Annotated in this window: 23 protein-coding genes; 10 read left to right on the plus strand and 13 right to left on the minus strand. The window is 67.4% G+C overall.

Features of this window, described 5'->3' with window-relative positions:
* Window positions 1–18: 18 nt before the first annotated feature.
* From fis to prmA, 3 genes are all read right to left on the minus strand, one after another.
* Window positions 19–294: a DNA-binding transcriptional regulator Fis gene (gene fis, locus ABIA73_RS17720; RefSeq protein WP_006397198.1), complete on the minus strand. Its 276-nt coding sequence runs from the start codon at window positions 292–294 to the stop codon at window positions 19–21.
* Window positions 295–409: 115 nt separating this feature from the next.
* Window positions 410–1,159 (minus strand): DUF3426 domain-containing protein, encoded by a 750-nt coding sequence (locus ABIA73_RS17725; RefSeq protein ID WP_033832371.1) that lies wholly within the window; start codon window positions 1,157–1,159, stop codon window positions 410–412.
* A gap of 42 nt (window positions 1,160–1,201) precedes the next feature.
* Complete coding sequence (gene prmA, locus ABIA73_RS17730) at window positions 1,202–2,122, minus strand: 50S ribosomal protein L11 methyltransferase (RefSeq protein WP_059065374.1); 921 nt, start codon at window positions 2,120–2,122, stop codon at window positions 1,202–1,204.
* Between the two features lie 150 nt (window positions 2,123–2,272).
* Here prmA and ABIA73_RS17735 point away from each other — a divergent pair, with 150 nt between their 5' ends.
* Window positions 2,273–3,238 (plus strand): hypothetical protein, encoded by a 966-nt coding sequence (locus ABIA73_RS17735; RefSeq protein WP_301866952.1) that lies wholly within the window; start codon window positions 2,273–2,275, stop codon window positions 3,236–3,238.
* Complete coding sequence (locus tag ABIA73_RS17740) at window positions 3,235–3,609, plus strand: hypothetical protein (protein ID WP_105164750.1); 375 nt, start codon at window positions 3,235–3,237, stop codon at window positions 3,607–3,609. Before ABIA73_RS17735 ends, ABIA73_RS17740 begins: the two co-directional genes overlap by 4 nt.
* A 144-nt stretch (window positions 3,610–3,753) precedes the next feature.
* On the opposite strand, the gene accC is transcribed toward ABIA73_RS17740, so the two are convergent.
* From accC to aroQ, 4 genes are read right to left on the minus strand one after another with little or no spacing between them, the layout of a single operon-like run.
* A complete protein-coding gene (accC, locus tag ABIA73_RS17745) occupies window positions 3,754–5,121 on the minus strand; it encodes an acetyl-CoA carboxylase biotin carboxylase subunit (RefSeq protein ID WP_032976444.1) in 1,368 nt (455 codons plus the stop codon).
* A 12-nt stretch (window positions 5,122–5,133) separates the two neighbouring features.
* Entirely contained in the window at window positions 5,134–5,625 is a 492-nt protein-coding gene (accB, locus tag ABIA73_RS17750) for an acetyl-CoA carboxylase biotin carboxyl carrier protein (RefSeq protein ID WP_025878628.1), read from the minus strand.
* A 54-nt stretch (window positions 5,626–5,679) separates the two neighbouring features.
* Window positions 5,680–6,102 (minus strand): lysozyme inhibitor LprI family protein, encoded by a 423-nt coding sequence (locus ABIA73_RS17755; protein ID WP_279208935.1) that lies wholly within the window; start codon window positions 6,100–6,102, stop codon window positions 5,680–5,682.
* Complete coding sequence (gene aroQ, locus ABIA73_RS17760; RefSeq protein WP_025878630.1) at window positions 6,099–6,551, minus strand: type II 3-dehydroquinate dehydratase; 453 nt, start codon at window positions 6,549–6,551, stop codon at window positions 6,099–6,101. The genes ABIA73_RS17755 and aroQ overlap by 4 nt, the downstream gene beginning before the upstream one ends.
* Window positions 6,552–6,819: 268 nt before the next feature.
* Between aroQ and ABIA73_RS17765 the strand changes: the two genes are divergently transcribed.
* A complete protein-coding gene (locus ABIA73_RS17765) occupies window positions 6,820–8,160 on the plus strand; it encodes an acetamidase/formamidase family protein (RefSeq protein ID WP_354276089.1) in 1,341 nt (446 codons plus the stop codon).
* A 46-nt stretch (window positions 8,161–8,206) separates the two neighbouring features.
* The gene (locus ABIA73_RS17770) at window positions 8,207–9,034 is read left to right on the plus strand and encodes an isocitrate lyase/PEP mutase family protein (RefSeq protein WP_207759528.1); all 828 of its coding nucleotides are present in this window, start codon (window positions 8,207–8,209) and stop codon (window positions 9,032–9,034) included.
* Window positions 9,035–9,045: 11 nt separating this feature from the next.
* Here ABIA73_RS17770 and ABIA73_RS17775 read toward each other — a convergent pair whose 3' ends face one another.
* Window positions 9,046–9,447, minus strand: coding sequence for a response regulator (locus ABIA73_RS17775; RefSeq protein WP_309911077.1), 402 nt, complete (start codon window positions 9,445–9,447; stop codon window positions 9,046–9,048).
* Window positions 9,448–9,637: 190 nt separating this feature from the next.
* On the opposite strand from ABIA73_RS17775, the gene ABIA73_RS17780 reads away from it, so the two are divergent.
* Together ABIA73_RS17780 and ABIA73_RS17785 are read left to right on the plus strand one after the other, a co-directional pair.
* Window positions 9,638–10,234, plus strand: a complete 597-nt coding sequence (locus ABIA73_RS17780) for an NAD(P)H-dependent oxidoreductase (RefSeq protein WP_025878634.1) — start codon at window positions 9,638–9,640, stop codon at window positions 10,232–10,234.
* Between the two features lie 48 nt (window positions 10,235–10,282).
* Complete coding sequence (locus ABIA73_RS17785) at window positions 10,283–10,846, plus strand: TetR/AcrR family transcriptional regulator (RefSeq protein WP_099786155.1); 564 nt, start codon at window positions 10,283–10,285, stop codon at window positions 10,844–10,846.
* Between the two features lie 19 nt (window positions 10,847–10,865).
* Here ABIA73_RS17785 and ABIA73_RS17790 read toward each other — a convergent pair whose 3' ends face one another.
* Together ABIA73_RS17790 and ABIA73_RS17795 are read right to left on the minus strand one after the other, a co-directional pair.
* Entirely contained in the window at window positions 10,866–11,399 is a 534-nt protein-coding gene (locus ABIA73_RS17790) for a hypothetical protein (RefSeq protein WP_354276090.1), read from the minus strand.
* Between the two features lie 69 nt (window positions 11,400–11,468).
* Entirely contained in the window at window positions 11,469–12,266 is a 798-nt protein-coding gene (locus ABIA73_RS17795) for a D-alanyl-D-alanine carboxypeptidase family protein (protein WP_354276091.1), read from the minus strand.
* An 84-nt stretch (window positions 12,267–12,350) separates the two neighbouring features.
* Between ABIA73_RS17795 and ABIA73_RS17800 the strand changes: the two genes are divergently transcribed.
* Complete coding sequence (locus ABIA73_RS17800; protein WP_354276092.1) at window positions 12,351–12,905, plus strand: GIY-YIG nuclease family protein; 555 nt, start codon at window positions 12,351–12,353, stop codon at window positions 12,903–12,905.
* A gap of 243 nt (window positions 12,906–13,148) precedes the next feature.
* A complete protein-coding gene (locus tag ABIA73_RS17805; RefSeq protein WP_032976453.1) occupies window positions 13,149–14,051 on the plus strand; it encodes a LysR substrate-binding domain-containing protein in 903 nt (300 codons plus the stop codon).
* A gap of 36 nt (window positions 14,052–14,087) precedes the next feature.
* Here ABIA73_RS17805 and ABIA73_RS17810 read toward each other — a convergent pair whose 3' ends face one another.
* Complete coding sequence (locus ABIA73_RS17810) at window positions 14,088–14,804, minus strand: transporter substrate-binding domain-containing protein (RefSeq protein ID WP_140227742.1); 717 nt, start codon at window positions 14,802–14,804, stop codon at window positions 14,088–14,090.
* Window positions 14,805–14,917: 113 nt separating this feature from the next.
* Here ABIA73_RS17810 and ABIA73_RS17815 point away from each other — a divergent pair, with 113 nt between their 5' ends.
* Window positions 14,918–15,289: a VOC family protein gene (locus ABIA73_RS17815; RefSeq protein ID WP_354276093.1), complete on the plus strand. Its 372-nt coding sequence runs from the start codon at window positions 14,918–14,920 to the stop codon at window positions 15,287–15,289.
* Window positions 15,290–15,321: 32 nt separating this feature from the next.
* Here the strand turns inward: ABIA73_RS17815 and ABIA73_RS17820 are convergent, their stop codons facing one another.
* Window positions 15,322–16,155, minus strand: a complete 834-nt coding sequence (locus tag ABIA73_RS17820; RefSeq protein ID WP_354276094.1) for an arylamine N-acetyltransferase family protein — start codon at window positions 16,153–16,155, stop codon at window positions 15,322–15,324.
* Between the two features lie 202 nt (window positions 16,156–16,357).
* Here ABIA73_RS17820 and ABIA73_RS17825 point away from each other — a divergent pair, with 202 nt between their 5' ends.
* Entirely contained in the window at window positions 16,358–18,895 is a 2,538-nt protein-coding gene (locus ABIA73_RS17825; protein WP_354276095.1) for a methyl-accepting chemotaxis protein, read from the plus strand.
* An 86-nt stretch (window positions 18,896–18,981) separates the two neighbouring features.
* Here ABIA73_RS17825 and ABIA73_RS17830 read toward each other — a convergent pair whose 3' ends face one another.
* Window positions 18,982–21,507, minus strand: a complete 2,526-nt coding sequence (locus tag ABIA73_RS17830) for a PepSY domain-containing protein (protein ID WP_354276096.1) — start codon at window positions 21,505–21,507, stop codon at window positions 18,982–18,984.
* Window positions 21,508–21,822: the final 315 nt, after the last annotated feature.

The raw sequence follows: 21,822 nt of genomic DNA on the forward strand, positions 1-21,822 counted from the left end.
GCACTACCCCTGCTGCGCTTACGCGCTGATGCCGTATTCCTTCAGCTTCTTGCGCAGGGTGGCGCGGTGGATACCCAGCATCGCGGCCGCGCGGCTCTGGTTGCCTTCGCAGTGGTTGAGCACTTCCACGAACAGTGGAATCTCCATCTCGCGCAGTACGATCTCGTAGACATCGTCCGCATCGCAGCCATCGAGGTCGCGCAGGTAACGGCGCACGGACTGGGCCACATGTTCGCGCAGCGGTGGCCGGGCAGCGCCACGACTGTTGTCAGGACGAGAAAGGACAGCGTTCAAGGGGGTTCCCGATCTGGTTGGTCCATGCACGCGGGGCGCCGGACCGGATGAGGTGATTGCCGTCAGTCTAGCGCGAGCGTGCCCGACCTGCCACGGCCGGACGGTCCGGCCCAGGTCAAAGGAACTCGAAGGTGAATGCGACCGTGGATGCGGCAGGCTCCTGCACGCGGAAGGCGATGCGTGCGCTCTGGCCCGGTTCCAGAGGGGCCGCACCCGGGTTTTCGCCGAGGTACTGCGCCGGTGCGAACACGCCGGTGCCGATCACACGACCATCGGCATCGGACAGCGACAGGCGCAGGTCCGGCCATGCCTGCGGCCAGCGCGCGTCGTTGCGGATGCTGGCCTGGATCTGCAGCACGCCGGGCTGGGCCGGCAACGGGCGGATTTCACGGCTGGTCATGGTCAATGCAGTGGGCTCGCGCCAGGCGGGCAGCTCGCAGCGCAGCACGCTGCACAGCGCACCGATCCACGGCCGGGTACCGGCATCGGCGGCCAGCCGTGCACGATCGGCAAGCACGCTCTGCAGCAACAGCAGCAGCGCCAGCGCGGCCACCAGCAGCCAATGCCAGCGAGGGGTGGGCAGCGCCCGCGGGCGCACGCCAAGGAAGCTGGGCGCATCGGCGGCAGTGGCAACGATGCCGGGTTTGGCGGTGAAGTCCGGCTCGATGATTGGATCAGCGGCGGCCAGCGGTTCTGTTTCGGTTGCCGCCACGATGTCCGTTGCCGGGTCGATGTCCTCGATCACCGGCGCTGCATCGGTCGGCGCCGGTTCGCGCGGTTCGGTGGCTTCAGGCGTGGCATCGCGTCCCGGCGCGGTGCGCAGGAACGTGGCCAGGGGGCGGCGCGGTGGGTTCGGCTCGGACATGCTCAGGGCGCGGGCTCGGATCCAGCGGTCATTCAACCACGATCAGGCGCGGCGTACGCCGGTGATGCGCATCCAGTCGCCATCCTGGGTGGCCTGCAGGTCGTCGAACCAGGCCGCATAGCGCTGCAGCAGTTCGTCTTCCTGGCCATGCAGGATGCCCGACAGGGCGATGCGACCACCGCTGGCGACACGGGCGGCCAGCAGTTCGGCCAGTGCATCCAGCGCGGAGGCCAGGATGTTGGCGACCACGATCGGGTAGGTGGCGACCGGTTCGTCCTGCGGCAGGTACACCTGCATGCGTGCCTGTTCGCCGTTGCGTTCGGCATTGTCGGCGGTGGCGATCAACGCCTGCGGGTCGTTGTCCACGCCAATGGCCTGGGCGGCACCGAGCTTCAGTGCGGCCAGGGCGAGAATGCCCGAACCACAGCCGAAGTCGAGCACGCGCTGGCCCTGCAGCTGGCCATCAACGGCCAACTGGTCCAGCCAGCGCAGGCACAGCGCGGTGGTCGGGTGGGTGCCCGAGCCGAAGGCCAGGCCCGGGTCGAGGCGCACGATGGCGGCGTCGGCGGCCTGCGCGGCTTCCGGCAGCTCGTGGTTCCACGGCACGATCCAGGTACGGCTGCCGAAGTCCATCGGCTGGAACTGGTCCAGCCACGCGCGCTCCCAGTCTTCGTCTTCCACGGCGCGGAAGCTGCCGTTGCTCCAGTCCAGCTCCGGATCGAAGGCTTCCAGCGCGGCCAGCAGCAGCAAGGCATTGCTGTCGGCCGGGAACAGCGCGCTGAGCACCAAGGTGTCCCACAGCGGGGTCTCACCCACGCCGGGTTCGAGGATGGCCTGTTCGTTGCTGGTGTCGGCTTCGGCATCAAGCAGGGTCACCGCCAGCGCGCCCACATCCTCCAGCGCATTCTCATATCGGGGCTGGGTGGCTTCGGTACAACGCAGGGTCAGTTCCAGGAACGGCATGGCGGTGAGGGCAATCGCGGGAAAGGGGGCCATGCTAGACCATCAGGGCGTCTCCGTATGCCTTGAGATGAACGAAGCCGGTTCAGACAGGCCTCACGGGCCTTGCTAAACTCGGCGCTTTCCTGTGCGCCGTACCAGCGAACGTTGCCGATGGCTTTCGCCCCGACCCTGAAAACCTGGTTGCTCGTCCTGCCGGCCGTGGCCGTGCTGGGCGTGGCCGGCTATCGGGCCAATGGGCACAGCCGGGACATGGACGCGCGCGTCGATGCGCCGCTGGCTGCCCCGGCCGGCGATGTGCAGGGGGCGTTGGCACCGGTGATGCCCGAAGCGCTGGCACGCCGCCTCGCTGCGTTCGAACCCGGCACCGCGCTGCCTTCGGGCCTGCCGCTGGATATCCGCGCCGACATCGAAAGTGCCACCGATCTGTACGCCTACGCGCAGCGCCTGCGCGTGCAGGCCGACCAGGGCAACCACGAGGCGCGCTGGATGCTCAGCCGGGTCTACGACTACTGCGCGCAGTACGCCGTTGACCCGGGTGGCTACCGGCTGGACAACAACGTGCTGTCCGGCCTTGGCCTGAGTGCTGCACCGGAGATGGTGGAGGCGCGCGAACGGGTGGCGCAGCGCTGCGGTGGCTTCGTGCCCGGCGACAAGCTGGGGCCGGCACTGGTGCTCGGTGAGCGTCGTCGTGCGGCCCAGCAGGGCAACCTCGCTGCCGAAGCGGCGCTGTTTGCCGAAGGTGAGCCACTGCAGGACAGCGAGCAGTACCGCCGCGACCTGGTTGAACGCGTACGTACCTCGCGCGATCCGGAGGCGTACATGGCGATCGCGCCGGGCATGGGATTGCGTGCGGCGGGCGACAAGGCATTGACCGGCATGGTGGCCGGTGAACAGCTGAGTGAACTGGCATGGCGGGTTGCGGCCTGCGAACTCGGTCTTCCCTGTGGAGCCGACAGCGTGCTGGTCAACAGTTTTTGCGCGAATGGAGGGATCTGTTCGCCGGATGGGACGCAGGACTTCCGTGAATTTGTGTATGACGCCGCGGTTTCGCGGCAAGGTGCGGGGAAAATGAAGGAATGGATCAAGCGATTGATTGGCACGAGGGACGGGCGATGAACTACCGTCGATTCCTGCATGGGGCCAAGTTCTGGTTCTGGGTGGTGTTGTTCGTGGCCTATTCGGCCGGTGCGGTAGGCCTGCTGATGATCGACACCTACGAGGACCGCTACCGGCATCTGTCGAAGGTGGAGCTGACCTCGGTGAAGGCACAGGAGGATGTACGCCGTGCCGGCGCCAGCCAGGTTGCCGCCGTTTACCGTGCGCAGAGCGGCGTGCCGTTCTCGTCGTTGCCGGCCGGCAGCACCTTCCAGGTGGTGTGGCCCGATGGGTCCAGCGAGACCATGGTGATCGTCGATCCGACCTCGCCGAACGGCGTGCGTCCTCTGGCGAACTCGCAGATTCCGGCGACCGCGGCCGACGCGCGCTGACGCCACGCCGGTAGCGCCGGGCCATGCCCGGCGGGTGGGCGGTGGCGATGGAAGGCCGCCGGGCATGGCCCGGCGCTACCGTAAAAACGCAAAAAGGGCGGGGAAAACCCCGCCCTTTTCATGTGCAGCGACTGCAGTTGCCGATCAGGTCAACGCGATCGGCTTGCTCTTGCGCTCGGCAAGGCGCTTTTCCAGATAGTGGATGTTCTGGCCACCGGCCTGGAAGCCCTTGTCACGCATGATCCGCTGCTGCAGGGCGATGTTGGTCTTGATGCCATCGACCACCATCTCGCTCAGCGCCACCCGCATGCGGGCAATGGCGGTCTCGCGGTCCGGACCGTGCACGATCAGCTTGCCGATCATCGAGTCGTAGTTCGACGGCACGCGGTAGCCACTGTAGATGTGGGTATCGACGCGCACGCCGGGACCACCCGGTGCGTGGAAGCCGGTGATGGTGCCCGGGCTCGGCACGAAGGTTTCGGCGTCTTCGGCATTGATGCGGCACTCGATCGCGTGACCGGTCAGCACCACATCGCTCTGCTTGATCGACAGCTTCTGGCCGGCAGCGATCTTCAGCTGTTCGGCGACCAGGTCGATGCCGGTGACCATCTCGGTGACCGGATGCTCCACCTGGATGCGGGTGTTCATTTCGATGAAGTAGAAGCGGCCGTCTTCGTACAGGAACTCGAAGGTGCCGGCGCCGCGGTAGCCGATGCGGATGCAGGCTTCCACGCACACCTTGCCGATCTGCTCGCGCTGCTCGGCGGTGATGCCCGGTGCCGGTGCTTCCTCGACCACCTTCTGGTGGCGACGCTGCATCGAGCAGTCGCGCTCGCCGAGGTGGATGGCGTTGCCCTGGCCGTCGGCCAGCACCTGGATCTCCACGTGGCGCGGGTTCTCCAGGAACTTCTCCATGTAGACCTCGCCATTGCCGAACGCGGCCTTGGCCTCGCTCTTGGTGGTTTCAATGGAGGTCTTCAGGGAAGCTTCGGCGTGCACCACGCGCATGCCGCGGCCACCGCCGCCGCCGGCCGCCTTGATGATGACCGGGTAGCCGATCTCACGGGCGATCTTGGTGTTGGCGACGATGTCGTCGCCCAGCGGGCCGCCCGAACCGGGCACGCACGGCACACCGGCCGACTTCATGGCACGGATCGCTTCGACCTTGTCGCCCATCAGGCGGATGGTGTCTGCCTTCGGGCCGATGAAGATGAAGCCGGACTCTTCCACGCGCTCGGCGAAGTTGGCGTTCTCGGACAGAAAGCCATAACCCGGGTGGATGGCCTGGGCGTCGGTGACCTCGGCCGCGGCGATCAACGCCGGGATGTTGAGGTAGCTTTCCGCCGACGGCGCCGGACCGATGCAGACCGATTCATCGGCCATGGCCACGTGCTTGAGATTGCGGTCGACCGTGGAGTGCACGGCCACCGTGCGGATGCCCAGGGTGTTGCACGCGCGCAGGATGCGCAGCGCGATTTCCCCTCGGTTGGCGATGACGACTTTGTCGAGCATGGCAGCCGCCCCTTAGCCGATCACGAACAGCGGCTGGTCGAATTCCACCGGCTGGCCGTTCTCGCCGAGGATGGCGACGATGGTGCCCGACGCATCGGCTTCGATCGGGTTGAACATCTTCATCGCTTCGATGATGGCCAGGGTCTCGCCGGCCTTGACCTGCTGGCCGATGCTGACGAACGCCGGCTTGTCCGGTGCGGACGAGGCATAGAAGGTGCCGACCATCGGCGAGCGCAGCACGTGGCCTTCCGGCAGCGCGTTGCCCGGCTTGGCGGTGCCGCCGGTGGAGGCTTCGGTCGGCGACTGCATCGGCATCGCCGGGGTGGCCGGCTGGGCAGCGGCCGGAGCGGCCATCATCATCTGCGGCGGGGCCTGCATCATGCCGTAGCCGGACACCGGAGCGCGCGACAGGCGCACCGACTCTTCGCCTTCCTTGATTTCGATTTCAGCCAGGTTCGACTCTTCCAGCAGGTCGATCAGCTTCTTGATTTTGCGGAGATCCATGGTGGCCTCTTTGCTCTTTGATGTCAGTGTGGTGGGAAGCGCGTTGCGCTCGGGTCAAAGCAGTTCGTAGAAGTCGCGCAGCTGCCGGGTGCGGTCGCGCGCGAGGGTGATCAGGCAGCGCATCTGCGCGCCGTTGCGCGCGGTGCCGTCGGAATTGAGGGCGTACACCGCTTGGCAGTCGTGGTCGCGCAGCTGCATCCATGCGCGCTGGGCCAGCACCAGTTCCTGTTCGGCGTTGCCGCAGTAGCTGCAGTTGCCGCCGTTGGCCGGCGTGCGCAACTGCCTGCGTGCCTGGGCGTAGACGGTGTTGAGTTCGACGTCGGCGGCCGCTGCCACGTCCGAGGCGCACAGGTCGCTCTCCATCGTGGTGGTCGGATGCGCGCAGTCGATGCCCTCGTCCTTGCGGTCGAACGCGCTGGCAGCGCCGCACAGGCCGGCCCACAGCACAACGCTGGCGAGGACGCGCGACAGGCTCATGATGCGGCGGCGGCCTGCACGCGTGCCAATGCCGCGTCCATCGCATAGCGGTAGCTGTCGGCACCGAAGCCACACACCACGCCCACCGCCTTGTCGCTGAAATAGCTGTGCTGGCGGAAGGGCTCGCGGGTATGCGGGTTGGACAGGTGGATCTCGATGAACGGCACCGCCACCGCCGCCAGCGCATCGCGCAGGGCAACCGAGGTATGGGTGAAGGCGGCCGGGTTGATCAGGATGAAGGCCGTTCCGTCGGTGCGTGCGGCCTGTACACGATCCACCAGGACGTGCTCGGCGTTGGACTGCAGGCTCTCCAGCGCATGACCTGCGGCAGCGGCCTGGGCGGCCAGCGCCTGGTCGATGTCGGCCAGCGTGGTGTGGCCGTAGACCTCCGGCTCGCGGCTGCCGAGCAGGTTGAGGTTGGGGCCATGCAGGACCAGCAGCTTCGCCATGGGATCCGATTGACGGGAAAGGGCGGCAGTCTGGCGGAAGCTGAGGATGCTGTCCAGTTCGGCGAAATTAGTGGTGTTTAAAGCGATCGTTTGAAAAGGCCGTGCGCCGCATGTCTGCTCACTATAGACAGTGGAAATTGCGCGTGCCGGCCATCCCCCCTGCCGGAAGACTGCGGCCGGGCCGCATTACGTTCGACACTGCGGAGGTTGCCAGGGTGTTCCTACACTGGGTCAACCCGCCATGTCGGCGCTCCTGGATGCTCGCGCCGTGCCCACCCCCATGCGATTGCCTGCAGTGCTGCTGGCGCTGCTGCCCTTGAATGCGCTGGCTGCCGAACAATGGATCGTTGCCACCGACCTGTGGGGCAACAGGAACTACCAGACCCTGCAGGTGGACGTGCAGGACGGGCGTATCGCCGGCCGTCTGGACGCCGACCCGGTCACCGGCACCCTGGGTGCCGGGCAGATGGTATTCACCGCAACCGACAGCCAGGGCCAGCGCTACCAGTTCGACGGGCGCATTGACGGGGCGCGGATGCAGGGACAGAGCGATCAGCCGGACACCAACAACCGCGAGGCGCGTGCCGTCCACGCCTTCAGCGCCTGGAAAGTACCGGCGCGGGTTTCGACCGCACCTCAGCACCATGTGTTCACGCCGACGGACTACTCCAATACGTTCAGCGCCGACCGTGCGCCGGTGCTGGTGATCTGGCCGGGGGACTCGGTGCAGACCCGTACGCTGGACTCCGGCGGCGTGGACGAGAAGGGCGTCACCCGCGCGCTGTTCGGCAATCCACAGGTCGGGCCGTTTTTCGTGGTCGGCGCCGAACCCGGCGACACGCTGGCGATCACGCTCACCTCGTTGAAGCTCAACCGTGACTACGCCGACAGCCTGGATGGCCTGGTGGGACGCTTGAAGACGCCGCGGGTGGCGGCCGAAGCCACTGGGCTGGGCAAGCCGGTGCGCTGGCAGCTGGACCGCAGCAGGGGCGTCGCCCGTCCGCAGGGCGCAGGTGGTGGCCTGCGGCATTTCGAAGTGCCGGTGAAGCCGATGCTCGGCGGCCTGGCGCTGGCGCCGGGCTTCGGCTACCCGCCGTTTTCAACCGGCGATACCAGTGACTTCGGCGGCAACATGGACTTCAACGCCGTGGTCGAAGGCAATACGGTCTACCTGCCCGTGCAGCAGCCTGGTGCCCTGATGTACCTAGGTGATGGCCATGCGCTCCAGGGCGATGGCGAAACCACGCAGTGGGCGCTGGAGACATCACTGGATGTGGTGGTGAAAGTGGAGCTGCTGAAGCAGCATGCGATCGCAACGCCGCGGGTGGAATCGGCAACGCAGATCATGACCCTGGGCCAGGGCGGCTCCAGCGATGATGCGCTGCGCACCGCCACCTCGGGCATGCTGCAGTGGCTGCGCCAGGCCTATGGGTTGACACTGTCCGAGGCGACCCAGGTGCTGGGCGTGGCGGTGCAGTACCAGGTGGCCAACCTGGCCGGGCGCAGTGTGGGCGTGGCGGCAAAGCTGGACAAGGCACTGTTGCAGGGGCTGCAGTTGCAGACGACAGTGGAACCGGGCCGCGCCGCCGTGAAGCCTGCTGCCAGGTGACCACTGCGCGGGCAGCAGCCGGGGAAGACGTATCCACCAGGAGTCCGTGATGAGTGCCGACGCCATCCGAAACCGCCGCGCTGCCTTCAGGGCGCTTCATGCATCCGGTTGCTTCCTGCTGCCCAATCCATGGGACGTGGGCAGTGCGGTGGCGCTGGCGCGGCTGGGTGCCCAGGCACTGGCTACCACCAGTTCCGGCCATGCCTGGGCCCACGGGCAGCCTGACGGGGCGATGGGTCGCAGCGAGATCCTCGCTCATCTGCAGGCGATGGTGGCGGCGACCGATCTACCGGTGAACGCCGACTTCGAAGATGGTTTTGGCCGCAGCCCGGAGGCGGTGCACGAGAGCGTGTCGATGGCGATCGCTACCGGTGTGGCCGGCCTGTCGATCGAGGATTCCAGCGGCGATGCGGACCATCCGCTGCGCAGCATCGAGGACAGCGTGGCCCGGCTGCAGGCCGCGCGCCGTGCCATCGATGAAAGCGGGCACGACGTGATGCTGGTGGGGCGCGCGGAAAACTTCTTCGTCGGGCGACCCGATCTGGACGATACATTGGCTCGCATCCGCGCCTATGCGCAGGCGGGTGCCGACTGTCTGTATGCGCCCGGCATCCGGACCGCAGAGCAGATCCGCGCCGTGGTGGAGGCCGCCGGTGGCAAACCGGTCAACCTGCTGATCGGTGCGCCCGGCGTGATGACGCTGCAGCAGGCCGCCAGTCTGGGCGTGCGCCGGGTCAGTGTCGGCGGTGCGCTGGCCCGCAGCGCGTGGTCCGGCTTTCTCGACGCCTCCCGGCAGATGCTTGCCAGTGGATCATTCGATGCGCTGCCGGCCACCCCGTCCGGTGCCGAGCTCAACGGGTTGTTCAAGCCGTAGGTGCGTGCAGGCTAGTGCGGCGGCGTCGGCGGGGGGGCCGTCCTGCCGAGCGCTTCGCGCACCGCGCGCTGCAGGCCCTGCACATGGAACGGTTTGGCCAGGAAGGGCGCTCGCCGATGCCTGACCGGCACCAGCTGGTCGTATACCGCTGATGCGAAAAGGTAGGGGATGCCCAGTTCGAGCAGCCGATCGGCTACAGGGAATACCACGCCATCACGAAGTTCCACGTCCAGCACGGCGCCATCGAAGTGGCCACTGTCGAGCATGCCCAATGCCTCGAAGACGCTGTTGGCGTGGGCGATTTCGTTGCCTTCGTCGGTCAGGGCCTGTTCCATCAGATCAGCCAGATCGAGCTGGTCTTCCACAAGGAGCAGGCGGGGTAGCGGTGCGGGTCGTTCGTTGTTGCTCTGCATGGTGTGTTGTCGTGCGAATGCTGCGTTGGTCCGGCAAGCATCCGCTTACCGGCATCAAGGCCGTGGCAGCCCGGTGTGGCTGTGATGTGCACAACAGCGACAGCAGCGCGCAACAGCATTCCACCGATGGTGCTGGTGCTGGCCGCAATCGTAGTTACCATTGGTAACTAGTGAACAGCAGAGCCCCCTCATGCATACCCATATTGTCGTGGCACATCCTGACCCGGCCTCGCTCACCCACGCGGTCGCCGCGCGGATCGGTGAGGCCATCGCCAACGCCGATGCCGGCAATACGGTCACCTCGGTGGATCTGATGGCCGAAGGCTTCGATCCACGTTTCAACGCCCAGGACCACGCGTTCTTCCGCAGGACCACGACGCTGCCGGCCGATGTCGCCGCCGAGCACGCCCGGCTGGATGCGGCCGATGCGCTGGTGCTGGTCTACCCGCTCTACTGGTGGTCGTTCCCGGCGCTGCTGAAGGGATGGATCGACCGCGTCTTCACCCAGGGCTGGGCCTATGACGAAGGTGCCGACGGCAAGGTGGAAAAAAAGCTGCAGCGGCTGCAGGTGCATCTGGTCGGGCTGGGCGGCGCGGGCCAGCAGATGATCGACCGGCGAGGCTATGGCGCGGCGATGAAGACCCAGATCGACCAGGGGATCTTCGACTACTGCGGGGCGCCGGTGCTGTCCTCCACGCTGCTGCTGGACGCCGACAGCGGCATGGCCGAAGCGCATCTGCAGACGGCAGTGGACATCGGACGTAAGATCGGAACCCCCGCGCCCTGACGATCTCCCTTGCCTTCCAGACCTGCCGCGCCCGAGCCCCGTCGCCGCCTGACCCGTGAACAGCGCGCCCGGCAGCTGCTGGACGTGGCGTGGGCGCTGGTTGGCGAAGAGGGCACCGATGCGCTGACCCTGGCCCGCCTGGCCGAGGCGGCCGGTGTCACCAAGCCGCTGGCCTACGACCACTTCGAAACACGCAACGGTCTGCTGGCCGCGCTGTATGCCGATTATGACCACAAGCAGACCGTGGTCTTCGATGAGCGCATCGGCAGTGCGAAGGCCCGGTTGAAGGATCGCGCGCATGCCATCGCCTCGGGCTACATCGATTGCGTGCTGTCGCAGGGCAGCGAGATCCAGGACATTCTCGCCGCGCTGGCCGGATCACCGGAACTGCGTGCGGTACGCCGTTGCTATCAGCAGGATTTCATCGACAAGTGCGCGCAGTGGCTCGGCCCGTTCGCAGTAGGAGAGGCCGTGCCGGCTACCGGGCTGTGGGCCATTCTCGGTGCCGCCGAAACCCTGTCTGAAGCGGTTGCGGCCGGTGCGGTGGAACACACGGCCGCCGAGGCCGAGCTGGAGCGCGTGATCGTCGCCATCGTCAAGCGTGGCAGCTGAATCGTGTGGGCGAAGCGGCCTAGAGTTGCTCGACGCTGACTGATGGCAGTGGCACGTCACGCGGCAGGTCCGGCAACAGCTGTCGCAGCAGCTCCGGCATTGCCTGCATGGCGGCACCATCGATGTAGCGCCACTGCGTACCACCGACCTGCCGGATGGCGACCATGAAGGTGAGGCTCTTCACTGTCTGTGCGTCGGTGGTGAATACCGTGGTCCGCGGCACGAAGCAGACTTCTTCGTCGCCGGCAGCGTAGGTGCGGGTCGGTTCGCCGACATCATCGCTGATGACCTTCAGGCCCATGTCGCCGAGTGCCTTCATCGCATCGCGCGTGGCCTTCGCATACGCCGCGTCGCCGCCGGCAAAACGCTTCACGCTCGGATGCGTTCGCTCGATCATGGCATCGGTATCGCCACGCGCGAAGGTGGAGAGCAGAGAACGCACATCCTGCTGCAGCGCGTCGGTCTCGGCAGGGCTGAGTTCGCCGGCATGGGTGATTGCAGCGGCGAACATGCAGGACAGCGCAAGCATCCAGCACAACAGTCGTCGATCCATCGGTGGGGGTACTCCTTCGGGCGCTGGACTATAGAGCGCATTGCCCGTGGTGTCTGCCCAGCCTGCCGGTCACGCGCGTTGGGCGTCGGCCATTCCGGCGCTGGCGAAGCCTGCATCAAGCTGCGCACGCACCTGCTCATCGCGCGACGCACGGGAATCAGCGCCCAGCACCACGGTGATCAGGCGCAGTGGCAGCGCGTGCCCAGCGCACCTGCGACGGGCGGTGGCTGCCAGGCAGAAGCCTGCAGCCTGTGTGTAACCGGTCTTCAAACCATCCACGCCGTCTTCGCCCAGCAGCGCGTTCTGGTTGGCCTTGTGCAGGGTGCGGTGCACGAAGCTGCGCTGTGCCGTGATTTCCAGCAGATCGGGGTAGCGTCCAAGCACGTGCGCGGCCAATATCGCCATGTCGCGTGCGGTCGACAGATGCCCCGGGGTAGTGATGCCGGACACGGAAATGAAGTGCGTATCGTGCAGGCCCAGCGCTCGCGCGTGATCGTTCATGTGCTGCGCGAACGCCGCCTGCGATCCGGCCAGGTGACGGGCCAGGGCGAGCGCGGCATCGTTGCCGGAGACCACCATCAGGCCCTCCAGCAGTCTGCCGAGGACGATGCTTTCGCCGGGCACCAGGCCCATCCGTGTTTCATCGTCGGCCACCTCGTGCACGTCGCGCGGATCGATGGTGATCATGTCCGACCACGAACCGCCCGACTGCGCGAGCAGGTCGTAGGCGGTGTAGGCGGTCATCAGCTTGGTCAGCGAGGCCGGTGGTCGTCGCAGATCCGCGTGCTGCTGCTGCAGGATGTCGAGCGAGACGGCACCGATCGTGATCGATGACACGGGCGGGCGAGGGGCGTGCAATGAAGACATGGTCGCGCAAGCGTAGCCGGAAGTACGCATGCCGTGGGCATTGCCTGCACATCCTGCGAATACCCGCCACGCGATCCTGTGGTCATGGATTCCGACATCCGCATCGATGGCCGCGTGTTCGCCTACGTCTTTCCCTGTGCCTGGGAGGACTACGCGAAGATCGGCTTCTCGCGCGATCCGCTGGGCCGGATCAGTGCGCTGCATCGGCGCTGGTTCGAGTTCTTCGATCTGGAAGCAGGCGCGCTGGTCGAGGCGGAATCAGAGCGGGATGCGCGTGACCTGGAACTGCAGTTGCGCCGGCCCTTCAAGCTGCATCGTGCGCCGGCACCGATGACGGTGCAGGACAAGGCCGGTGGGCACACCGAATGGGTGCGCGGGGCCAACGCTGCATTGGCCGAGGCTGTGCAAGCGCTGGCGCGGCAGGGCTATCACACCTATCCGCTGCGGCTGTGGCTGCGGGCTGCGATGGTCCAGCGCCTGGACCGGCTGCATGACTGGGCCGCAGTGCAGGTGCCGGAAGAGGAAAGCCTGCGTTCGCCCGTCGGCGTGGCCGCACTGTGCGACGCCATCGATGCGTATCGCGCGCTCGCTATCGATCCGCAGCCGTGGTTGCCCGAGCACCTGCAGCGCGGGTGGTGACACTGCCCGGGGCGGCCGGGGTGTTGCCCGGACGGGGTGCCCGGCGTGCATCGGGCGCTGCGGGAACGGGGCTGGCCAAGCGCTGGGCCAGGGCAACGTTGGTCACATGACCCTGCAGGAACAACAGACCGCTGAAGATGTTCATGATCGTGCCTCCACTTGAGTGGAATGCACGATACGGGCAGCATGGCGGTGCAAAAAGCGACATTTCCGCAAGTCCGACTTGAGAGGAATTCAAGCCTTATGTCCCGCCCACCGCTGCATGCCCTGCAGGGCTTCGTCGCTGCCGCACGCCTGGGCAACCTGTCCCGCGCCGCCGCGTCGATGAACCTGACGGTCAGTGCGCTCAGCCATCAGATGCGCCAGCTCGAGGAACGCCTGGGCCAGCCGCTGTTGATACGGCAGGCACGCGGTGTGGCCTTGACCCTGGAAGGGCAGCGCCTGCTGGATCAGATCGGCCCCCACCTGGATGCGATCAACGAAGCCTTCCAGCCCTACGCCGCCCGACCGGAGCATGTGCTCACCCTCAGCGCCGTGCCGTCGATGGCCAGCGCCTGGCTGGTGCCACGCCTGGGCAACTTCGTGGCGGCGCATCCGCAGATCGAAATCAATCTGCAGTCGAGCGAGCGACTGATCGACTTCGACCGGCAGCTGCAGTTCGATGCAGCGCTGCGGCTGGGCAGCGGACAATGGCCGGGGCTGGTGGTGGAACCGTTGTTCGACGAATGGCTGCTGCCCATGGCCAGCCCGGCACTGATCGAGCGCATGGGCGGCATCGGCCACCTGCCGTTGGCACAGTGGCCGCTGCTGGGAGACCCCGACGGCGCGTGGGGCGCATGGTTCGCGCTGACCGGGCAGCGCCCGCCGGCGCGGTACGTGGCGGTGCTGGATGATTCCGAAGCCCACCATCGCGCCGCACTGGACGGCGTCGGTGTTGCCCTGGGACGGGTGACGCGGGCGCGGCTGCTGCTGGATTCCGGCCAGTTGGTTGCGTTGTCGGACCGGCGCCTGAAAACCGCATGGCCGCATTGGCTGGTGTATCCGCAGCGCTCGGTGCGGCACCGTGGTTTTCTGGCCTTCCGCGAATGGTTGCACGCCCAGGCGGCCGAGCATGTGCGGCACATGCAGGCCGCAGACGCGGGGTAGCGCCACGCGGGCAGGCGCGACGCCATGGAGTGCGCGTCACCGCAACAGCGTGACTGCCTGCCCGGCACGCGCGAAGGCCTCGCCCAGCAGCGGCCCGGCCTTGATCGCCTGCACTTCCGCGAACAGTGCCTGCAACGCCGCTACGGGTCGAGAGATGGGCGCGGCGACCGCCTGCTGGATGACGGTGAAGCGATCGGCCAGCACGCGATGGCCGGGATGTGCCTGCGCCCAGGCCAGCAGGGGCTGGCGTACGCCGGCCGCTGCATCCAGCCGCTGCTGGTCGAACAGGGTGATGGCCGCGGCCGAGGTGTCGGCACGTTCAATCGCCGCGTGCCGCAGCTCACGGCTGAGGAACAGATCGTAGGCGGCGCCGCGTCCCACCGCGATGCGCAGCCCGTTGCGATCAAGGTCTGCAACCCGTTGCGCTGGACTGTCATCGCGCACCAGATAGGTGCCTTCGATCTCCACATACGGCGCGCTGAAGGCAATGCGATCGGCACGTGCCGGGTCCACCGCCAGGAAGGCCAGATCCCATGCATCGTCGCTCGCCGCTGCAACCACCGACGCGGCCGCGTCGTGGCAACTGAAGCGTGCCTGCACACCCAGCCGCTGTGCCAGCGCGGTGGCCAGTTCCACCGACGGCCCATGTGGTGAATTGGCGTCGCCCTGGGCGAGCACCGGGTTGCCCAGGTTGATGGCAACGCGCAGGTGGCCCAACGGGGCCAGGGCATGACGGTGATCGGCCAGGGACATGGGCGTTTCCGGTACGGTGGCAGGCTGTCCAGCATGCCAGTCGGGCCCGTATCGTGCAGTGCACAGGGCTGCGATGCTGCCTTTCATCCACCTGCACGCCGAGCACGATCACCATGAATCCCATCCTGCATGTTGAAGTTCCGGTCGCCGATCTCGAACGCGCCGTGGCGTTCTACGAGCACTGGCTGCAAGTGAGCATTGAATCGCCGATCGACCTGCATGACTGCCGGATGGCCTACCTGTCGTTCAACGACGCCGCCGCAGGTGCCAGCATGGCGCTGGTGCACGGCACCGACTACGTGCCGTCGGAGCACGGCCCGCGCATCTACCTGGGCGTGGACGATGTGGACCGGAGCCTGCAGCGTGCCCTGCAGGCCGGCGCGGTGCTGTGCTTTGGCCCGGCCGAGGCCGGTGGCTGGCGGGTGGCCGAGATCCGCGACAGCGAGGGCAACCGGATTGCCTTGCAGGCACCCGTCAACCCATAGCGGCAAGGACGGCAGCCGAACATGGCGCGGCGCTACACGGAGGTGGCCCGTGAACGCTGCAGCCAGTCGGCGATGGCCGGATCCAACCGCGGATCGTCGGGGAGGCGCATGCCGAAGCCCTGCTGCAGCACCTCGCGCACGTCCTGCACATCACGCAGCGGGCGCTTGGCCGGCGCCTGGCCCGGGCGGTATTCGGTGTAGTTGCCGCTGCCGATGGTGCGTCGCCAATCCGGCCCGGTCAGTGATGCACGCAGCTGGCCGGGAAAGCTCGACTGCGGATGCGTGCACACGTACCAGTTGCCTACCTCGTTGTCGATCGGCGCCGGTGGCTGCAGGTCGAAGCGGTACAGCGCCCGCCAGTCATCCCCCGCCTCGGCGGCGAGCATGAAGTCGCCATCATCCAGCGTCCGCACGCGGTAACGCTCGTGCGGTGTGTCCTGCACTGCGGTCTCGTGCAGGCGCAGCGGTACGGTCGGGGTCAGGCTGCCGAAGCCGGTATCGACCAGCCAATCCTCTTCCTGCAGACGCACCCGCAGGAGCAGATGCGTACGCGCAGTCAGCTCGCCCTCGGTGGCCGACAGCAGCACCCGTGCACTCAGTGGCTGCGCATCGAAGCCCAAGGCCTGCAGCAGCGCCAGGAACGCGCCATTGAGTTCGAAGCAGTAACCGCCGCGCTGCGCGTGCAGCAGCTTGTGCTGGACGCTGCCCAGGTCGATTGCCACCGCGTCGCGCAGCAGGCTGGTCAGGGTCTCGAACGGCAGCAGGGCGTTGTGGCGCTGCTGCAGCAGGGTCAGCCCGTCCAGGGTGAGCGGGGGCGGGGCATCCAGCTGCAGGCGCTGCAGGTAGCGGGGGACGTCGATGGGCATGGCAGGCATCACGGGCGGGGGGCTCCACTGTGATACCGCAACCGGGGTTGAGGTCAAGCGCATCCCGCCGGTGTCATCCCCCGGTCGTCTGCGGCCGGTACAACAGCGACAACTGCCCGCCGCTCGTGGCAGGAATCAATCCGGGGCTAAAGTTCTGCTGCAACCAGTCGATAAAGGTGCGTCCTTCCGCCTGGAGTCTGTCATGTCGGCCGTCGTTCCCCACCTTCGGTCCCTGCGTAGCCGCGTTGCCGGGTTGCGTTCGCGTTTCCCTGGCCTGCTGCGCTGGTTGCAGCCCCATCGGCTGAGCGTCGCCGACAAGCTCAAGGCGACCCTGCTGGTCTGCAGCCTGGGCCTGGTGGCCATTGCCGCCGTCCATGCCTGGACCAGCCATTCGAGCAAGCAGGCGGCGCGCGATCAGGCCAGCTACCAGCACGGCAGTGACCGCGTCGCTTCGCTGGCAGCGCGGGTGGCCGAGGCCCGGCGCCTGCAGACCCAGTATGCGCGAAGTTTCGACGATGCCGACCGCAGCCAGTTGCTGGCCACGCAACGGATGTTGAAGCAGGATCTGCAGGCGTTGCGTGCAATGCCGATGGATGCGGGTCGGCGCAAGGTGCTGCAGGCGATGACTGAAGCCGTCGACGCATTCTCACAGGGCATCGCCGCGTTGTTCGAGCGGGTGGATGAGATGGGGCGCGGCGACGCAGGCCTGGCCGCGCAGCTGCAGCAGTCCGCCGACGCACTGCAGGCACAGGTGGACGCGCTGGAGCGCCCTGCGCTTTCCCTGCATGTGCAGCGGATGCGGCGCCAGGAAGCGCTGCTGCTGCTCGATGGCGATTCCACCCACGCCGATCGTGCCAGCGAAGAAAAGCTGCCCTTCGATCTGGCATTGGCGGGCCTGCCAGCCGAGGTGCAGGAGCACGTGCGCACGGGCATGGAGGCCTACCAGGCCGCGCTGCTGGGCTATACCGCCGCGCGTGTCGGCCTGGACGTGGAAGCACAGTCGCTGCTCGAGACGGCGGCAGCCGTGGGCCCGGCACTGGCCGCATTCCAGCAGGCACAGACTGCGGGACTGGCCCAGGCGCAGCTTCGTCAGCAGTCGGGCGCACGGATGGCCAGCGTGCTGTTCGTGGCCACCCTGCTGCTGGTGGCCGGTGTGCTGATCACCAGCCTGGTGCTGGTCGTCCGCGCGGTGCGTCGACCGATCCAGGACACCCTGCGTTTCGCTGGCGATATCGCCGATGATCGGCTCGACACCACGCTGCGCGTGCACAACGCCAACGATGAGATCGGCCAGCTTGCGCAGTGCCTGGTCGACATGCAGCAACGCCTGCGTGCGCGGATCGAAACCGAGCGCGCGGTTGCGCGCGGCAATACGCGCGTGCGGCAAGCGCTGGACAGCGCGCAGACCGGCTTGATGGTGGTCGACGCGGAAGGGCAGGTGGCCTATGCCAATCCAGCGCTGCTGAAGCTGCTGGACCTTCCTGCAGAGACGTTGCTTGGCAGCGACGCGGTCCGCCTGCACCCGGTACTGGCGGGGCTGATTGGTGTCCGTCAGCGCGAAGAGCGCGAGATCGGCCACGCCGGCACCCGCTACCAGCTGATCGCCAACGCCATCGTCGAGGACGACCACTTCCTCGGCGTGGCAGTGGAATGGCGCAGCCGCGCGCTGGAGACACTGCTGGAAACCGAAGTGGCGGCACTGGTCGACGCGGCGGCGCATGGCGAGCTGCAGGGGCGCATCGTACTGGAGGGCAAGCAAGGCTTCGTGCGCACGCTGTCGACCAGCATCAATCGCCTGCTGTCCACCTTCGAGGCCAACCTCGGCGATCTGCAGGCACTGCTGGCCGCACTGGCACGCGGCGACCTGAGCGTGCGCCTGGAAGGCGACCTGCAGGGCGTGTTCGCCCGCATGCGTGACGATGCCAACGCCACTGTCGCGCAGCTGGGCCACATCGTCACCCGCATCCAGCAGGCCACGGTCCGCCTGGATGTGGGGGTGGGCGAAATCGTCGCCGGCCATCACGATCTTTCCCAGCGCACGGAACAGCAGGCCGCCAACCTGGAAGAAACCGCTGCATCGATGCATGAACTGACCGATACCGTCGGCCGCAACGCCGATGCGACGGAGCGCGCCGATGGACTGGTACGTGAGGCCGCCCGGGTTGCCGAGCGCGGCGGCACTGCGGTCGGCCAGGTGGTGGCCACCATGCAGGGCATCAGTACGGCGTCGCGGCGCATCGGCGACATCATCCAGCTGATCGATGGCATCGCTTTCCAGACCAATATCCTGGCCCTCAACGCGGCAGTGGAGGCCGCGCGTGCAGGCGAGCAGGGCCGAAGCTTCGCGGTGGTGGCGGCCGAAGTGCGCTTGCTGGCCCAGCGCAGTGCCGATGCGGCCAAGCAGATCAAGGGGCTGATCGAGGATTCGGTGACGCGGGTCGACCAGGGCAGTACGCAGGCCGAGCAGGCGGGTACGACGATGGACGAGATTGTCAGCAGCGTGCGGCAGTTGGCCGGCCTGCTGGCCGGTATCCGCAGTGCCTCGCACGACCAACATGCGGGCATTGCCCAGGTAAACCAGACCGTCGTACAGATGGAGGCCAGCACGCAGCGCAATGCGAGCCTGGTGGAAGAGGCCGGCGCGTCGACTGCGCAGATGCAGACCCAGGTGCGCGCGCTGGCCGAAGCGGTGGCCGCGTTCCGGCTGCAGCCCGAGCGCCGGGCACGGGCTGCAGCGTGATGGCCTGATCGCCTTCGCCGGGCATGGCCCGGCGCTACCGTTGAAACCCATGACGGGTAGCGCCGGGCAATGCCCGGCGAACGGATTCAATACACGTCGCGCCGGTAGCGCCCGTTCTCCAGCAGCAGTTCCACCCTTTCATCGCCCAGTGCTTCGCGCAGCACCTGGTCCACGCCTTCGGCCATGCCGTGCAGCGATCCACACACATGGATCACTGCACCTCGTGCCAACCACGCCTGCAGTTCATCTGTCGCAGCGCGCAATCGATGCTGTACGTAGCTGCCATCGTCCACATCACGCGAATAGGCCTGATCCAAGCGCAGCAGATGCCCGTCAGCCTGCCACTGGATGATCTCGTCGGCGAACAGGAAATCGTGCGCGCGCTGACGCTCGCCGAACAGCAGCCAGTGGCCGTGCTCCCCGTGATGCGCGGCTTCGCGCAGCAGGCTGCGCAGGCCGGCGATGCCCGTGCCGTTGCCGATCAGCAGCATCGGCGCACCCGGCTGCCGATGGAAGCCCGGGTTGCGATGCACGCGGGCGGTTATCGCACCGTCCAGCGGCGCATGCAGGGCCAGCCAGCCCGAGCCCAGTCCTGCGCGGCCTGCTGCGTCGTGGACCAACCGCACCACCAGCTCCACTTCGCCATCGGCGGCGCATGAGGCGATCGAGTACTCACGCCCAGGCAGTGACGGCAGGCCCGACAACCACAGGCCTGCATCCTGCACCTGCAACGCACGGCCGGGTTCGGGCAGCAGGCGTTCGCTGGCCAGTTCCAGCAGGGTCTTCGCAACGCCATCGATCAGCTGTGGCTGCTGGGGATCCAGGCCATGCGCGCGCAGTACCGCGCTGGCATGCATCGCGTCGTGGCGGGGCGCGATGTGCAGGATGTCGCCGGCCTGCCAATCGACATCGGCCGGCGGTGCCAGGCGGATCTTCCAGATCTGGCCGCCGACGCTGCCAGCGTTGAGCAGGGTGCGGCCGAGCAGGCGCCAGCCGTGCATCACTGTGGCGGCCGGCAACACGCTGTCGTCGGTGTCGATGCCAGTCAGTCCGGTCAGCTGCAGCTGCCACTGGCGCAGCGCCCCCACCGAAGCAGCATCGACGTCGATGCGGGCGAACAAGGGTTGCGCGCCCGAGCGCGTCAACCAGTCGTCGATCTGCACGCCGAACCCACAGAACTGCGCGTACTGGTGATCACCCAGCGCGAGCATGCCGTAACGCAGCCCGGAAAGGTCCGGAAGCTGTGCCAGCAACTGGCGCGCGCTGCGCCGTGCGTTGTCCGGTGGTTCGCCATCACCGAAGGTGCTGAGCACGAACAGCGCTTGCGTGGTGGCCTGCAGCTGCGCGGCAGTCACGCGCGCAAGCGGCAGTACCTGCACCGCGTGGCCGGCCGCCTGCAGCTGCGCCGCCGCACGCCAGGCCAACTGTTCGGCCAGGCCGCTCTGGCTGGCATGCACCACCAGCCACGGCGTGCCCGCGGCATGGGGTGCTGCTGCCGGCACGGTCTGCCGCAGCGCGCGGGCGGCACGCTGGCCGCGGCGGCGGTCCAGGTACAACAGCCAGCCGGTAACGAAGAACAGGCACATGCCCAGGCTGCTGAGCATCACCACGATGCGCCCGGGCATGCCGAAGAAGCTGCCCGAGTGCAGGGCGAACATGCTGGTGGTGAGCTGGCCGCCGGCACCCTGGCGCGCGTAGGGGCGCGCGTCGAGGACCGCGCCGGTGGCCGGATCGAGCTGCAGCAGGTCATGTGCGCGGTCGTGATGGCCGCCCCGTTGCGCGGGTTCCGCCGACATCACCCGTACGTTGAGCGCTTGACCGGGCTTCTCCGGCAGGCGCAGGTCGATGAAGCCCTGGCGCACGCCGGGCAGTGCATACAGCGTGGCCTCGACCCTGTGCAGATCCAGGGGCTGATCCGTGGCGACCTTGTGCTTGGCGGGAGGCGCAACACCCAGCAGCTGGGTCAGTCCGTTGCGATACCAGTCGAACGACCACCACAACCCGGTCAGTGCGCTCATCAGGTAGATCAGCAGCACCCAGGTGCCGATCACCGAATGCAGGCTCCACAGGAAGCCCCGGCCCTTGCGCGCCCATTCCACCGCCAGCCAGCTGCGCCAGTGCCACCAGCGGCGTGGCCAGCGCAGGTACAGCCCGGACAGGGTGAAGAACAACAGCGCGATCGCACAGCTGCCGGTGATCCACGAGCCGCGTTCACCGGCGACCATGTGGCGGTGCAGGTCTTCGACGAAATCGAAGAAGGCCTGTCCACGCAGTGCGCTGAAGCGTTCGCCGCTGTAGGGGTCGAAATAGACCCAGTGATCCTTGCCGCCGGCAAAGCGTGCCACCGACGGCCGCTGGCCGCTGGCATCCACCCGCAGGCGCTGCAGCGGCCGCTCGCTGCCTGCCTGCAGCAACGGCACCAGCTCGCTCAGGGCGAGCGGCTGCTGGTTGTCGGCATGGTGCTCGGCGATCTCGGCGAAGCCGGGATTGGCCGCGCGCAGCAGTTCATCCTCGAACGACAGGACTGCACCGCTCAGGCCCATCACGGCCAGGATGGCACCCGCGCTGATGCCCAGCAGCCAGTGCAGTTGGAAGAGGACGTTCTTGAACATCGGGATCGAGGGCCGTAGAGGCTGCCGCCCGCATCCTGCGCAACAGCAAATGAGAATTAATCTCGTAATTCTCCGGGGCGCGGGCCGCTGCGGTCAAGGAGGGTTTGCCGGCAGGGCTGCGCCCTGCACCCGCCGAAGCGGTAGTGCCGGCCGCTGGCCGGCAACCTCAACAGCAACAGCCGAAGCTACAGCCGAATCAAAAGCGGGCTTCCTGAGGGTGGGCGGGGGGGGGGGGGGGGGGGGGGGGGGGGGGGGGGGGGGCCGGGGGGCGGGGGGGGGGGGCGCCGGGCGCCCCCCCCCCCCCCCCCCCGCGCG

Source organism: Stenotrophomonas sp. 2694, assembly GCF_040548715.1.
GTDB lineage: Bacteria > Pseudomonadota > Gammaproteobacteria > Xanthomonadales > Xanthomonadaceae > Stenotrophomonas > Stenotrophomonas indicatrix.